Consider the following 15,592-nt stretch of genomic DNA (forward strand, 5'->3'; position numbering starts at 1 on the left):
CTATGGTAAATATAATTTGGGCTTGTATGGCAATCATTGGAATTTTTTATGCCATGATTAACGGCACAATGGATCAAGTAAATGAAGCTATTTTCGAAAGTGCGAATGATGCTGTTAATTTATCCATTGGCCTAATCAGTGTATTGGTATTTTGGCTTGGGATTATGAAAATCGCTGAAAAAGCAGGAATTTTACGGGTGCTTTCCAAATTATTTAGACCAGTTATTGTAAAGATTTTTCCAGAAATACCAAAAGATCATCCAGCAATTGGATATATCCTGTCAAACATTACTGCAAATATCTTTGGACTTGGAAATGCTGCTACCCCTATGGGAATTAAAGCAATGGAACAAATGAAGGAGTTAAGTGGAACAGATACGGCATCAAGATCAATGATTACATTTTTAGCGTTAAACACTTCTAGTCTTACAATTATTCCTACTACTGTTATTGCAATTAGGATGCAATACAATTCGCTTTCACCTACTGAGATTGTCGGCACTACTATCATAGCTACAACCATTTCCTCAATTAGTGCCTTATTAATAGATCGATTTTTTTACTATAAGAGTAAGTGGAGGAAATAGTATGGGTATCATAACAATGATTAGCACATGGCTTATCCCTTGTTTTATTTTGCTGGTATTACTTGTTGCATCGTGGAGGAAAATACCAGCCTACGAATTATTTGTTGAAGGAGGAAAGGAGGGTGTGAAAATGGCATTCTCTTTACTTCCTTTTTTAGTAGGTATGATCGTGTCCATTTCCATCTTAAGAAGTTCTGGTGCATTAGAGGCGTTTATCAATTTAATATCCCCAATACTTACACTGCTCGGTATTCCGCCAGATATCATACCACTTGCACTTGTTAGGCCAATCTCAGGTACTGCTGCGCTTGGAATGACTACAGAATTAATTGAAACACATGGGCCAGACTCTTTTATCGGAAGATTAGCATCAACTATGCAAGGAAGTACGGATACAACATTGTATATATTAACCATTTATTTTGGCGCAGTTGGAATTAGGAAAATGGGCTATGCGCTAAAGGTTGGACTATTAGCTGATATTGTTGGTATAATAGCATCAATCGTAGTTGTTACAATTGTATTTGGATAAAACGTTAAAGTAGCGTTAACATAAGGTTAACGCTATTATTGTGTTTAGACATAATAGCAAAAATAAAAGATTGTATGGTGATAATATGACTAATTCATTAGAAAGATTACAAAAAGTGATTGCTCAAAGTGGAGTAACTTCAAGAAGAAAAGCGGAACAGTTAATTGTAGATGGAAAAGTAAAAGTAAACGATAAAGTTGTAACAGAGTTAGGGACAAAGGTTTCTCCCAATGACAAGATAGAGGTAGAGGGAGTTCAATTAGAAAAGGAATTACCTGTATATTATATGTTGTATAAACCTCGTGGAGTTATTTCAAGTGTTAGTGATGATAAAGGTAGAAAGGTGGTAACAGACTTTTTCCCAGAGGTGCCTGAGAGGATTTTTCCAATAGGCAGACTTGACTATGATACATCTGGAATCCTTCTATTAACAAATGATGGTGAATTTGCGAATCTTTTAATGCATCCTAAACATGGGGTAGAGAAAGTATATGTTGCAAAAATAAAAGGCATCCCAAGTAAAGAGGAATTAAAAAAGCTCTTGAAAGGTGTTAAAGATAAAAATGATGTATTAAAAGTCATCCGTTATAAAGTACTCTCTACTGATAAAAAGAAAAATTCCATGATATTGGAGTTAACGTTAAGAGAAGGAAAGAATCGACATGTGAGAAGAATGATGGAGCAATTAGGTTATCCTGTTTTAAAGCTTAAACGGGAGCGTTATGGTCTTTTGACACTAGATGGTATGACTGCAGGTGATATTCGACCATTATCACCTAAGGAAGTTAATCAGATGCGTAATTTGGCGTCGAAATGAAATTGTTGAAGAATAGACAAATTTTACATCGTGTCTAAGTGGTATACTTGAGCAGGGAGTGATGTGTATGAGTCTGGATGAAAGAAAGTCCAATAAGATAAAGAAAAAACGAAATCGTTTTATTTTTAGAACGGTCATCCTTGCTGTTATGCTTGTTGCTATTATCTATGCACTAGTTTCCAATATGGATAAGGATAATACGATATATCGAGTCGGTGATCAAGCACCAGATTTTCAATTGGAACAAATTAATCATAATAACGAAATAGAAACGATTCGACTAAGTGATTATGAAGGAAAAGGTGTTATGCTTAACTTTTGGGGAACTTGGTGTCCACCTTGTGAAGCAGAAATGCCATATATGCAGGAACTTTACCCGAAATATAAAGAAAAAGGCATTGAAATTATTGCTGTAGATTTAAATGATACAAGACTTAATGTTAAGCAATTTATTGATAAGTACGAACTTACATTTCCAGTTCCTTTTGACAACAAAGGAGTCGTATCCGATTTATACAAGATTGGACCAATGCCAACAACCTACTTCATTAGCCCTGACGGGGAAATTGTAGAGAAGGTTGAGGGTGGTTTAACATTAGAAAAGTTAGAGGGGTATTTCCAAGAAATATTACCAGAATAAGAATTGATCTTTTGAACATAAAAGCGGTCGGTTAGTAGTGTTCTCCTAGAAACAATTAAACAAACCAGTGAGGGATATTAATGAAGAACATAAAGTGTGATTGTGGTCATGTGAATCCGGAAGGGACAGTCCTTTGCGAATCATGTGGGAAACCAATAGAAGGAAACCAACATATTGACGGCAATGATAATAAAAGATTATTAAATATGCGCTATGATGGTACAGCTAGACGCTCACAAACCTATAACAAGTCCATTGTAGATAAAATATGGAGTTTTTTCTCCTCTGTTAAAGTTGGAGTATGGTTAATCGTTATAGCGCTTGTCGCTTCAGCTGTTGGTACTATTTTTCCACAAGAACAGTACATACCTATAGATGCCGTTTCCCGTGATCCTGCCGTATATTATCAGGACGCATACGGGATTTTAGGGCAAATCTATTATCAACTAGGATTTCATAATCTATTTAGTTCCTGGTGGTTTTTGATATTAATAGCACTAATTGGAGTATCTTTAGTAATTTGTAGCTTGGACAGGTTCGTCCCACTATATAAAGCATTAAAAAAGCAAAAGCCACAACGACATCATTCTTTTTTAAGCAGACAACGTCTATTTAGTGAAACAGAAGAAGTTACAGAAGAAGAAAAACAAAAAGTGATTAATAGCTTGAAAGCTCAACGGTATAAAATAAATGAGGAAAATGGACATGTGCTAGCTGAAAAAGGAAGGTTTTCACGCTGGGGTCCATATGTAAACCATATAGGCTTAATTATAATTTTATTAGCTGCATTACTTCGTTCAACACCGTTATTTTATACAAATGAATATTTATGGGTTCGTGAAGGCGAACAAAAGGTAATTCCTGGAACAAAAAGTGAATATTTTATTGAAAATAAAGGGTTCATCTTAGATTTATATGATGAAAATGACGATCGCTTTAAGGCTGCACTTGAGAAACAAGGAACCATGGTGCCGAGTAATTTCCAGACAAATGCGATTGTCTATAAACAATCAGAAGATGTGGTAACTGGAGCAGAAGCTCAATTAGAAAAAGTGACCGAAGATGAAATTCGAATGAATCACCCACTTGAATTCGAAGGTTATAAAATTTATCAATCTGGCTACCAATTAAATGAAGTAAATCAAATGACATTTACTATACAGGAAATAGAAAATGAAGATGGTGAACCGTTGGCAGAGTTTACCATTGATGTCACTGATCCAAAAGCGGAATATGAATTAGATAATGGTTTTAAAGTTGAGATTAATGAATTTTTCCCTGACTTCTATTTAGACAGTACAGGTCCTAAAACAGAAACACAATTTCCTAGAAATCCAACGTTTATTTTCAAGTTATATCCTCCAAACTCGGATGAATCAGAAACAAGTTTCGTTGGTGATGTTATAAGTGCTGCAGAAGCTTTGGGAATAAATACCGAAGCGGTAGAGCTTAACCCTATGGGAGAAGTATTAGGACAGTTTGCAACGAATCTTGATGCTACAGGTGAAAATGAGTATAAAATTAGTATTCAAGACATGGATTTTCATCGTGTAAGTGGACTATCCATACGTAAAGATCACTCACTTCCATTCTTTGGAGTAGGTGCACTGATCTTTATGATCGGTGTCGTTCAAGGTATGTATTGGCAACATCGTAGAGTTTGGATTCGACCTACAGAAAAAGGTCTAATGCTTGCTGCGCATACAAATAAAAATTGGTTTGGAATTAAAAAAGAAATCGAAAATTCCATTGAAAATACGAATATTAAAATGGTTGATGACCAGCAGGAATTGGATGAATAAGGAGGATGTATATGGGTAATCTAATAAGCTTTAGTAGTACAATGCTTTACACAGCGTTTATACTATATTTAATTGCTACTTTCTTCTTTGGCTTTACGATCAGGGATAAACATACATCAACGAGTAAAGGCTCCAAAGGCGTAGCAGCCAAGATAGGAATTAGCTTAACTATCGCTGGGTTTATTGCTCAATTGACGTATTTTATTACAAGATGGATTGCCAGTGGACACGCACCAGTAAGTAATCTATTCGAGTTTATGACGTTTTTCGGCATGACCATTGTACTGGCGTTTATCTTTATCTATTTTATTTATAAACTTACTGTACTTGGACTGTTTGCTTTGCCGGTAGCTTTAATTATTATTGCTTATGCAAGTATGTTTCCAACAGAAGTATCACCATTAGTACCATCGTTACAAAGCCACTGGCTATATATTCATGTAACAACAGTATCCCTGGGGCAAGGGATATTGGCTATCAGTTTTGTAACAGGTGTCATCTATTTAATTAAACATATTGATCAAAGTCAATTAAACTGGAGAAATTTTAGTTTAGAAGCAGTACTATATTCATTAGTTTTATTTATAGGGTTTGTTGTTATTACAACAACGTTTAATACAATGGACTATAGTGCGTCATTTGAATACAAGAACGGTTCTAAAACATATACAACTGAATACAACTTACCAGCACTCGCAGGTCCAAATGAAGGGATTTTACTAACAGAAGGTGTTATGGAACCATGGTTTGAAACTCCAGCATGGATGCACGGAGCAGATGCTGGGAAAAAATTTAATACTCTAGTTTGGTCCTTTATAACAGGTACAATTATCTATGGATTGGTGTTATTAATACTAAGAAAACGTATTGGTGCAGCTATTCAACCACTCCTTAAAAACGTCAAATTAGACTTATTAGATGAAATAACGTATCGTGCTGTTGCTATCGGATTTCCGGTATTTACATTAGGTGGATTAATATTTGCAGCTATCTGGGCACAAGAAGCCTGGGGTAGATTCTGGGGCTGGGATCCAAAAGAAGTATGGGCTTTAATTACTTGGTTCTTCTATGCCGCATTTTTACACCTACGACTTTCTCGCGGATGGCATGGCGAGAAGTCTGCTTGGTTAGCAGTTGGAGGTTTTGCTATAATAATGTTTAACCTTATTGCGGTAAATCTTATTTTAGCTGGACTTCATTCCTACGCATAAAGATATCTTCCATCAATGTGGGGCATACACCAGTAATGTGCAGGATAAAATACTGTAAAAACATGACATCATTAACAATTAAGATGTCGTGTTTTTCTTATACTTATCGTATTGAATCGTATATACTATAGTTATGATGGTTAAAGGGGGATATAAATGGATGCAAATGCTAAAATACTAGTTGTTGATGATGAAGAAAGAATCCGTAGATTAATTCGAATGTATTTAGAGCGAGAGGATTTTACGATTGAAGAGGCAGATAATGGAACTGATGCCTTAGAAATGGCGTTAAACAATGATTATGATGTTATATTATTAGATATAATGATGCCCGAAATGGATGGAATCGAAGTTTGTCAAGAGCTTAGAAAAGAGAAAAACACTCCAGTAGTAATGTTAACAGCAAAGGGGGAAGAGGCTAATCGTGTTCAAGGATTTGAAGTGGGAACAGATGATTACATTGTAAAGCCTTTTAGTCCAAGAGAAGTTGTTCTTCGAGTTAAAGCAATTCTTAGAAGATCAACTACTGCCTCTTTTAACGAAGCGGATGCACAAACCAAAAACCTACTTGTATTTCCTCATTTAACAATTGATCATGATGCGCATCGTGTTACGGCTGATGGGAAAGAGGTAAGTTTAACACCAAAAGAATATGAGCTTCTTTGCTTTTTAGCAAAAGCTCCAGATAAGGTCTTTAATCGGGAGCATCTATTAAAAGAAGTGTGGCAATATGAATTTTTTGGTGATTTACGTACAGTAGATACACATGTAAAACGTTTGCGTGAAAAGCTAAATACGGTTTCTAAAGAAGCTGCCAAGATGATTGTGACGGTCTGGGGAGTTGGATATAAATTTGAGGTAGATGATGTCTAATGTTCTGGCGTAGTGTGGTAGGGAAACTAGCAATAACCATATTTTTGCTAGTTTCTTTTGTATTATTTATTTTAACGATTTTATTACTAGAGTTCTTTGAAAATTTTCATATTCAAGAAGCAGAAAAAGATATGATGCAAACTGCTACAAAAGTTTCAGTTATGGTGGAAAATCATGAAGATCGATCATTAATATATGAAACAACGGAACGTGTAAAGGATCCTGCTAGTCAAGTTGTGATATCATTTCCGGATGATTTGATATGGTTCTCTGATACTAGCGAACCTATATTAAGCTATATGAATGAGAAGTGGCTCGAAGAACAAGGATATTTGCAGCAGGTATTAACGAATAACCATAGTATTAGTGAACAAATTGATATTCCCGAGAACGAGCAAGGGGCAATGGTGGTAGGTACACCCATTGAAAATGAGCAAGCAGCTGTATTTGTTTATCAATCCTTAGAGGTCGTTGATCAAACAAAGGCAGAAACAACTAAAATTATTCTACTCGCAGCTGGTATTGCTACTGTATTAACAATAATCTTTGCTTTCTTTTTATCAACTAGGATCACTTCTCCATTAATCAAAATGAGAGAAGCAGCTTTAGATTTAACAAGGGGAGAATTTAATACAAAGGTTCCGATTCTAACCTACGATGAAATTGGTGAATTAGCAATGGCCTTTAACCGAATGGGTAGGCAATTGAAATTCCATATAAATGCACTGCATCAGGAAAAAGAACAATTATCTAGTATTGTTAGTTCAATGGCTGATGGTGTTGTAACCTTGAGTAGAAATGGAGAAATGATTGTAACAAATCCTCCAGCAGAACGATTTTTGGAAGATTGGTATTTTGAGAACAATACGCCAATAACTGACAAGGATCATAAACTCCCTAGTGAGCTAAATAGTATTTTACAGGAAGTTATTCAAGGAGAAAAAGAAATACTAGAGGAAATCAGTTTACAGGGAAGAAGTTATGTAATGATAATGACTCCTCTATATGATCAATCGTATGTACGCGGAGCAGTAGCAGTTATTCGGGACATGACAGAAGAAAGACGTTTAGATAAATTACGAAAAGATTTTATTGCAAATGTTTCTCATGAATTGAGAACGCCAATTTCCATGTTACAGGGCTATAGTGAAGCTATTGTAGATGATATAGCAGAATCGAAAGAAGAGAAAAATGAATTAGCGCAAATAATATATGAGGAGTCATTAAGACTTAGTCGGTTAGTGAACGAATTACTTGATCTTGCACGGATGGAAGCAGGACATATTCAATTAAATAAAGAAACGATCGATGTCGATCCATATATCAATCGCATTATTCGAAAATTCAAAGGTGTTGCAGAAGAAAATCAAGTAAATCTAGAAATTGATAAAAATTTAATATTTCCTACGGTGAATTGTGATCCAGATCGTATCGAACAAGTCTTTACGAATTTAATTGATAATGCCATCCGTCATACGAGTAAGGGTGGGTATGTTAAAGTCATAGTTGAGAATAAAAATGCTGAGTTAAGCGTTTCAATTGAAGATAGTGGTAGTGGAATTCCAGAAGAAGATCTACCATTTGTGTTTGAAAGATTTTATAAGGCTGATAAATCTCGTACTCGAAATGATAAGCAAAAGGGGACTGGCCTAGGACTTGCTATTGTCAAAAATATTATTGAGGCTCACAAAGGGAAGATAACAGTTAATAGTAAAGTTAACATTGGTACCACATTTAATTTTATCGTTCCGAACAACCAAGAGTAGGTTGTAATTTAGTAATTTTATGATAATATAATAGAAGATTGAATACAATATTAGGAATTGGTGTTTTTCATAATAGGGAATCCAGTGAAATTCTGGAACTGTCCTCGCAACTGTAAGTGATATACGAAATAAGCATTGCCACTGTATGTGTTCATACGGGAAGGGCTTAAAGTAGGTGAAGATCACAAGTCAGTAGACCTGCCAATTTCTAAATGTGTCAATGATCCCGAGGATAGGACTATTGAGACGACCGAACAACATAAAAATTTATTTTTATGCATTTGTGTCGATTGTCCAAAAACTAACTCTATCATTGAGTTAGTTTTTTTATTAGTACTAGAATCCTCAAATATACAAAAATAGGAGGATGCTACATGAGTAAATGGTATGTAAAATTATTTGCATTACTAATTATAATTGGTCTTGTAACAGGTTGTGGTGCAGATGGTTCAGATGACGATGCTACTACCGATTCAGCAAAGAATGAGGAAAATAATGTATCTGAAGTAGAAGAATCAGTGGTAATAGTTCTTTCTAAGGATGAAGGGGAAGAAGTTATCGCTGAAGAAGAAATATCAATTAATGAAGGTGACATTTTACTTGATGTCATGAAGGAACACTTTGATGTTGAGGAAGAAGGTGGCTTCATTACCTCCATTGAAGGCATTGCTCCTGAAGAAAATGAGCAAAAGGCTTGGATGTATTTTGTAGATGGAGAGATGTCATCTGTTGGAGCGAATGAGTACGAATTAACTCCAGGAGAAGAAATTACCTTTGATTTTCAAGCGTGGTAATCTAGGTGAATACGTATAAGTTAACCTTAATCGCTCTATTAGCAGCTATTGCAGTTGTTGGGAGGATCACCTTATCATTTATACCTAATATACAACCTGTTACAGCGATGATTATTATTTGTGGAATCTTATTAGGTCCAGTAGCAGCCATATTATTAGCCTTACTGACTACTTTTTTATCAAATATGTTACTTGGTATGGGAATATGGACTATATGGCAAATTGTTTCATGGTCTATAATTGGAATTGCAAGTGGTGTACTAGGGAATTTTTTTAGAAATATTCCGATATATATTATTGTTATCTTTTCCATTATAAGTGGATATTTTTATGGATTCATTATCTCATTAACGCAATATCAAATTACTGGGAAGTTTCTCCCTTACTATTTAGCTGGTTTAGCATTTGACACGAACCATGCTATTGGCAATGCATTATTTATTATTTTATTTTATCCAATATTTACGTATTTCTTAAAAAGATACTCAAAAGATCGGTTCAACATACAAAGAAGCTAAGATCATAGTGTATTATTCAATGAAAAATCCGAACTATTAGTTCGGATTTTTGAGTATTGCGTAAGCATGATTCAACCGTAAAATATAACACCCTAAACCTTCCACTGAACATTCGTCTGTAGAGTAGAGTGCTTTAGTTTTATACTAGGTTCTTTAATAAGATTTAATCATCTTCAAATCTTAGTGGATCTCCATGAAATGGCTTATTGGATACTTTGACAGAGTCACTTGGGCAACCTTCAAATGCATCTAAGACATCGTCCTCCAAATCCTCATGTATACTAGCTATGCCTTTGTTATTATCTAAAGCGACAAAGGCAAGACCCTCATCATCATAATCATATATATCAGGAGCAGCTGCACCACATGCCCCACAAGCGATACAGGTATCTTTATCAATAATTGTATATTTAATCGTCAAGGAACAAAGCCTCCTATCTTGCTTAAATGCAACTAAGGCGATCACCATAAAGGCTTGGCGAATGCCATGATTTTTTAAAACATTTCCCTTTATTTATTGTAAAACGCTTATTCATTCATTTCAATAGCCCAAATCATGGTATGATATTAATAGAACGTAAGCACGCTAGTTATAATGGTAGAGGAGTTTGTAAATTGTATATTGATAGTCTCATTTTAAAAAGTGGCTTGCATATGCAAGGTGAGCGTACATTGTCAGGAATATTTCATTTGCTAAAAGGTAAAAAATCAATCCAGACGATTCATGATGCTAGATTATTTCACCTCGAGAATTTTTATGGAATTCATCCTACTTTACGTAAGGATTCATTTAACCTAACTATAAGAGTACTTATAAAAAGCAATTATATAGTCCTTGAATCGAATCATAAAGAGTTATTTTATGTTACCGAGATGGGAAGAAAATGGCTGGAACAACAAGAAGAAAAAATACCTTTTACGTATTATAAGGGGTTAACCTATCATGGTGTAAGTAACGTTTTCTTTGAACGGTTACTACTTTTTATCCAAACATTTGCAAATAGTAAAATGAAAAATTTTTCTTTTATTCCGATTGTAGATAAAGAATCCATCACTCAATGGGTTAAATATATCTATAAAAAAACAAAGGCTACGGAACAAATCATTTTATCAGATTTATATCATGAGTTAAGCTATGTATTAAATCAATTTAAAACAACCGAAGCATCACTTTTTGTAGACCGAATAACAAGCTATAATTATTATGGTTTAAGTATAGAGCAATTAACACAAAAGTATGATATGTCAGTAGAAGACGTACGTCTATTATTTGAAGCAATCATTCATCGTATCCTTACAATAGTAGAAACGAATAAAAATAGATTTCGCATTCTACCAGTATTTTTAAAAGACATATCTACACAACATTTTATTACGAATACAGCAAAGGCAACACATCAATTATTACTTAAGCAGTATAGTATCGAACAGATTGCAGAGATAAGAGGGTTAAAAATTAATACCATTCATGATCATCTAGTTGAAATCTCCTTATATGATCGTTTCTTCCCAATTCGAACGTATGTTGACCAACAAACAGAATCGGAAATTTTAGCAGCAATTGCAAATTTAAACTCGATGAAATTAAAGGATATTAAAGACGCAGTAAGTGATGATATTAGCTATTTTCAAATCCGTCTTGTATTATCACAATCTCAAATATTTAGTAAAATGGGTGAAATAAAATGATAAAAGACATAGATCTTGAAGTAGAATTGCAACGATATTTTAACTACCCTTCTTTTCGAACGGGACAAAAAGAAATCATCCAGGATGTACTAAGCGAGAAGGATGTTCTTGGTGTATTACCTACTGGTTCAGGAAAGTCTATTTGTTATCAATTAACTGCAAAGCTATTAGAAGGAATAACGATCGTCGTTTCTCCGTTAATATCTTTGATGGAAGATCAAGTAAAGCAATTGAAGGCTACTAGCTTTAAGGAAGTAATAGCGCTAAATAGCTTCATGGAACCTAAGAGAAGAAGAGAAATCTATCGGAAGCTGCATAAATATAAATTAATCTATGTTTCACCTGAACTTTTGCAACAAAATGAGACAATCGTACAGTTAAAGAAGTGTGATATCAGCCTATTTGTAATTGATGAGGCACATTGTATTTCCCAGTGGGGACATGAGTTCCGTCCTGATTACCTAAAGCTAAGGGATGTTGTAAGGGAACTAGGGAATCCTACCTTGCTAGCTCTTAGTGCCACTGCAACTAAAACGGTTCAAGATGACATTATTAATGTGTTGGATCGGCCAAATATAGTCAAACATATACATCCAATGGACCGGAACAATATTACTTTAGCGGTTAAAGAAGTGTCGGATAACCAAGAGAAGCAAGAAGTAATAGTAAACATTTTATCAAATAGAAGAGTTCCGACACTAATTTACTTTTCTAGTAGACAGACCACTGAACAACTTTCAATGTTCCTCTCGGAAAAGCTTCCCTATCTTCGTGTAGCATTCTATCATGGTGGGATGGAACAAATGGATCGAATTACAATTCAGCAACAATTTATGAATAATCAATTAGATGTAATTTGTTGTACGAGTGCATTTGGCATGGGAATTAATAAAAATAATATTCGTTTAGTTATTCATTATCATTTTCCTTCCCAAATTGAATCTTATATTCAGGAGATTGGAAGAGCGGGAAGAGATGGGGGTTCGAGTATCAGCCTATTGTTATATTCTAAAAGTGATGAGTATATACCTTGGCATATGGTCCAGCAAGAACTTCCTTCTGAAGATCAGCTACGTTCATTTTTTAATCTAATTGAGAATAGTAAATTAAAGAACAATCAACCGTTAAATCTTGAACATATTTCAGAACAACTAGAATTTACCGAAACACAGTGGAGATTTCTTTACTACCAATTGGAAAATCATGATATGATAGATAAAAATAATGTTGTTCTCTATGAAAAAGAGCGTTGGACAGACGCTTTTCATACAATAAACTGGCTTCGGAGAGAGCGAATCACGGTTAAAGAAGGAAAAATAAGAGAAATGATTTCTTGGATGAATTCAAATGGTTGTTTACGCGAAAATTTATATAGAAATTTCCAAACTAGCTATTCCCCCCCTATAGAGCAGTGCTGTAGTAATTGCGGTTTTTCTTTTCATGATTGGAATCCGGAACAAACGACTGCTGTAGAGCAAAGGGGGCTGAACTGGGAGGAAAAGTTAAAAAAATTATTCTTAATTGGAGAAACTAATGAAACAAAGTGAATTACTTCAGCAAATATCTGATCAAGATCTAAAGCGCTCATTAATTTTATCTCAGCTATTGTTTATTCTGCTTGCTTTAGGATTGAGTTTATTTTTGTTTGAACATATTACAGATTGGACGAGCTATTTTAGATGGAATAGTAGAGATATTCTTTTATATGGTGTCATATCTGGTATAGTTGTGGTCATCATTGATTTGATACTCATTCGTGTTTTTCCGAGTCGAATGTATGATGATGGAGGAATTAATAAACGACTATTCAGTAACTCATCATTTAATGAAATCCTGTTTTTTACATTACTTATTTCCGTTGCGGAAGAGCTTCTCTTTAGGGGAGTGATCCAGACTACGTTTGGATATTTAATTGCAAGTACTATATTTGCTCTCGTTCATTTTCGTTATTTAAAGAGACCTGTTTTATTAATTTCTATATTGATTTTGAGTTTTTATATCGGATATATATTTGAAATTACAGGTAATTTACTCGTTACTATAACCTGTCATTTTTTCATTGACTTTTTATTAGGATTATTTATTCGTTTTAATGGCTGGGGGGAGGAATAAAATGAATAGAACAATAAATGATAAGGAAGACCAGGCTGAGCAGCTACGTACCCTTTTTGCAGAAGTTGAACAACAAACTGATGAAACTACAAAAGAAGCCCAAGAAGTTAATGAAACTACAGGTGTTAAGGAAGAAGATAAGGCTGAAGAAACTATAGATGAACTTAGTACTAATAATGGTTCAGAGACAACGGAAAGAGAAAGTATTGATATTTTAAATTTACCACCTCGAAAAGAAATTCACGGTGACAAAAAGGGTAAATTTCATTTTAAAATTGGCAGACCTCTGATACGGTTGTTAATTGTATGCATAATCGTAATTGGTCTTGTTTCATGGTTCATCTGGAGTAAAGAAATCTTAGATTTTTTTAACGTTTAGCATATATTTTTTATATGTTTAATGTATGCATAAGCCACATAGGTGGCTTTTTATTTTCAGAAAAGAACGCCGTCTATCCTGTATAAGTACTACTAAGCCATTTGCAACAATGGCCAGGCAAAAGACAAATTTTCGAATATGCTGAACGCAAAAGGGAGATTAACCAAATGATTATATTCCTTTTTACTGTAGTATTATTGGTGATTTTATACATGATGTATAAGGCTCATCATGATATAGTTGAATTTCGAACGATTTTAGACGATCGACTGCCTAAACCGTTTCAACAGTTTCAGATATTTTTTATTTCAGATATCCATCGACGAAAAATTAAGAATGAAACGCTTGATCAAATTAATCAAAACATTAATGTAGTAATTATAGGTGGAGACCTTACAGAGAAAAAAGTTCCTTTTTCTAGAACAAGGAAGAATGTGAAAAAACTAAAAAGATGGGGTGCCCCTATTTATTTCGTTTGGGGGAATAATGATTTTGAAGTTCAACCAGATAAATTGTCGCAATTACTCCAGGACGAGGGTGTTACAATTTTAAATAACTCTTATGTACATATACAAAAAGAAGGGCATATACTTAGTTTAATAGGTCTTGAATACAATCCTTATATGGAAACAACTTACGACATTAACTCTATAGAGTCAAAAGGTGATTATCTTGTTTTACTAACACATCGACCAGATGATTTCTATTTGTTAGATAGTATGTCTCAAAATAATATTCATCTTGTTCTTGCTGGCCATACTCATGGGGGACAAATTCGTATTGGTCCGATTGGGTTTTATGAAAAAGGCAGCTTTAAGGAATATCGTTCCACTAAAATTTTAATAAGTGAGGGTTATGGATATACATTACTCCCTTTTCGCTTTGGAACAAAAGCAGAATGTCATGTCTTAACTTTAGATCGTAATTAGAAAGTAGATAACTTATAAAGGATAGCAAAAACGAATCATATTCTTAAAAATAACTAAACAACAATTAGTAGAATTGCATATACTATAACTAAGTATGAAGCTATTTCAGGTGATTGCTATATCTTGTTATAAAAAGCGGATAAGGAAACAAGGTTTCATATAACATAAGGTCAAGTCTAAGGAGGATGCTTTGTGCGTATTGAAAGAATGTCCGATAACCAATTTACGATCTTTTTAACGTTTGATGATCTTGTGGAACGTGGTTTTACACAAGAGGATTTATGGTATGATGCAACAGGTGTCCGTAATTTATTTAGTGATATGATGTATGAAGCTAGTTCAGAATTAGGGTTAGAATTAGAGGGGAGACTGCTTGTAAACGTCCATTTAATGCAGGCACAAGGTCTTCACGTTACCGTAACACAAAAATTTGATAATATAGATTGGGATGAGGATTTCATTGAAATGAAGGTTACGCTTAATGAAAGTAAAGAATTAATCTTTTCTTTTGATGACATTGAAAATGTAATTCAAGTCGCTGCTTATTTATCATCATTATCTATTGACGGTGGACGCTTATTTTATATGAACGATCGATATTACATGTTGTTACAGGCTAATGAATTAAAAAATAACAATAAAGAAGATGTAATTGCAATCATGTCGGAGTTTTCTTCACCGAGTATCGTCACGTCGTACAGGTTAATGGAATATGGTAAGGTAATTATGGACACAAACGCAGTAAAACAAATTATGCGTACATTTAATTAAATACTTAAACGTTGTTATACTAATAAAAATAGTACAATCCTTGTACTATTATTAGTATGAAACTGTAATGGACAGGGTATAAAATTTTTAAAAAGGTGTATTTATAGTAACCGCTTACATTTTTTTAAAAAATAATATAAAATTCGTCCTATTTTTATTGCATATTTATATT

Annotated in this window: 17 protein-coding genes and 1 riboswitch; of the genes, 16 read left to right on the top strand and 1 reads right to left on the bottom strand. The window is 34.1% G+C overall.

Features of this window, described 5'->3' with window-relative positions; genetic code table 11:
• Positions 1-2: 2 nt before the first annotated feature.
• The 10 genes from GMD78_RS02310 to GMD78_RS02355 all read left to right on the top strand — a co-directional run bounded on the left by GMD78_RS02310 (position 3) and on the right by GMD78_RS02355 (position 9,540).
• Complete coding sequence (locus tag GMD78_RS02310) at positions 3-587, top strand: nucleoside recognition domain-containing protein (protein ID WP_155666729.1); 585 nt, start codon at positions 3-5, stop codon at positions 585-587.
• Between the two features lies 1 nt (position 588).
• Positions 589-1,119, top strand: coding sequence for a spore maturation protein (locus tag GMD78_RS02315; protein ID WP_155666731.1), 531 nt, complete (start codon positions 589-591; stop codon positions 1,117-1,119).
• A gap of 85 nt (positions 1,120-1,204) precedes the next feature.
• Positions 1,205-1,936, top strand: coding sequence for a pseudouridine synthase (locus GMD78_RS02320; protein WP_155666733.1), 732 nt, complete (start codon positions 1,205-1,207; stop codon positions 1,934-1,936).
• 67 nt (positions 1,937-2,003) lie between these two features.
• On the top strand, positions 2,004-2,576 hold the full coding sequence (resA, locus tag GMD78_RS02325; RefSeq protein ID WP_155666735.1) for a thiol-disulfide oxidoreductase ResA: 573 nt from the start codon (positions 2,004-2,006) through the stop codon (positions 2,574-2,576).
• Positions 2,577-2,656: 80 nt separating this feature from the next.
• Positions 2,657-4,378 (top strand): cytochrome c biogenesis protein ResB, encoded by a 1,722-nt coding sequence (resB, locus tag GMD78_RS02330; RefSeq protein WP_155666737.1) that lies wholly within the window; start codon positions 2,657-2,659, stop codon positions 4,376-4,378.
• A gap of 11 nt (positions 4,379-4,389) precedes the next feature.
• Positions 4,390-5,589: a c-type cytochrome biogenesis protein CcsB gene (gene ccsB / locus GMD78_RS02335; protein ID WP_155666738.1), complete on the top strand. Its 1,200-nt coding sequence runs from the start codon at positions 4,390-4,392 to the stop codon at positions 5,587-5,589.
• Positions 5,590-5,745: 156 nt separating this feature from the next.
• Positions 5,746-6,462: a response regulator transcription factor gene (locus GMD78_RS02340; RefSeq protein ID WP_155666741.1), complete on the top strand. Its 717-nt coding sequence runs from the start codon at positions 5,746-5,748 to the stop codon at positions 6,460-6,462.
• Positions 6,462-8,228, top strand: a complete 1,767-nt coding sequence (locus GMD78_RS02345; protein ID WP_155666743.1) for an ATP-binding protein — start codon at positions 6,462-6,464, stop codon at positions 8,226-8,228. The genes GMD78_RS02340 and GMD78_RS02345 overlap by 1 nt, the downstream gene beginning before the upstream one ends.
• Positions 8,229-8,269: 41 nt before the next feature.
• Positions 8,270-8,448: riboswitch (cobalamin riboswitch) on the top strand.
• Between the two features lie 154 nt (positions 8,449-8,602).
• Complete coding sequence (locus tag GMD78_RS02350; RefSeq protein WP_155666745.1) at positions 8,603-9,022, top strand: DUF4430 domain-containing protein; 420 nt, start codon at positions 8,603-8,605, stop codon at positions 9,020-9,022.
• Positions 9,023-9,027: 5 nt separating this feature from the next.
• A complete protein-coding gene (locus GMD78_RS02355) occupies positions 9,028-9,540 on the top strand; it encodes an ECF transporter S component (RefSeq protein ID WP_343042066.1) in 513 nt (170 codons plus the stop codon).
• A gap of 163 nt (positions 9,541-9,703) precedes the next feature.
• On the opposite strand, the gene GMD78_RS02360 is transcribed toward GMD78_RS02355, so the two are convergent.
• On the bottom strand, positions 9,704-9,955 hold the full coding sequence (locus GMD78_RS02360; protein ID WP_343042080.1) for a ferredoxin: 252 nt from the start codon (positions 9,953-9,955) through the stop codon (positions 9,704-9,706).
• 200 nt (positions 9,956-10,155) lie between these two features.
• On the opposite strand from GMD78_RS02360, the gene GMD78_RS02365 reads away from it, so the two are divergent.
• The 6 genes from GMD78_RS02365 (at position 10,156) to GMD78_RS02390 (ending at position 15,420) form a co-directional block, all read left to right on the top strand.
• Entirely contained in the window at positions 10,156-11,229 is a 1,074-nt protein-coding gene (locus tag GMD78_RS02365; RefSeq protein WP_196493691.1) for a YpbB family protein, read from the top strand.
• Complete coding sequence (locus GMD78_RS02370) at positions 11,226-12,776, top strand: RecQ family ATP-dependent DNA helicase (RefSeq protein WP_155666751.1); 1,551 nt, start codon at positions 11,226-11,228, stop codon at positions 12,774-12,776. The genes GMD78_RS02365 and GMD78_RS02370 overlap by 4 nt, the downstream gene beginning before the upstream one ends.
• Positions 12,763-13,341, top strand: coding sequence for a CPBP family intramembrane glutamic endopeptidase (locus tag GMD78_RS02375; RefSeq protein WP_155666945.1), 579 nt, complete (start codon positions 12,763-12,765; stop codon positions 13,339-13,341). The genes GMD78_RS02370 and GMD78_RS02375 overlap by 14 nt, the downstream gene beginning before the upstream one ends.
• A gap of 1 nt (position 13,342) precedes the next feature.
• Positions 13,343-13,720 carry a hypothetical protein gene (locus GMD78_RS02380; protein WP_155666753.1) on the top strand — a complete coding sequence of 126 codons (378 nt, stop codon included), beginning with the start codon at positions 13,343-13,345 and terminating at the stop codon, positions 13,718-13,720.
• Between the two features lie 167 nt (positions 13,721-13,887).
• Complete coding sequence (locus tag GMD78_RS02385; protein WP_155666755.1) at positions 13,888-14,649, top strand: metallophosphoesterase; 762 nt, start codon at positions 13,888-13,890, stop codon at positions 14,647-14,649.
• Positions 14,650-14,841: 192 nt separating this feature from the next.
• Positions 14,842-15,420 (top strand): genetic competence negative regulator, encoded by a 579-nt coding sequence (locus GMD78_RS02390; protein WP_343042067.1) that lies wholly within the window; start codon positions 14,842-14,844, stop codon positions 15,418-15,420.
• Positions 15,421-15,592 lie beyond the last annotated feature (172 nt).

The organism is Ornithinibacillus caprae (assembly GCF_009728145.1).
Taxonomy (GTDB): domain Bacteria; phylum Bacillota; class Bacilli; order Bacillales; family Amphibacillaceae; genus Ornithinibacillus; species Ornithinibacillus caprae.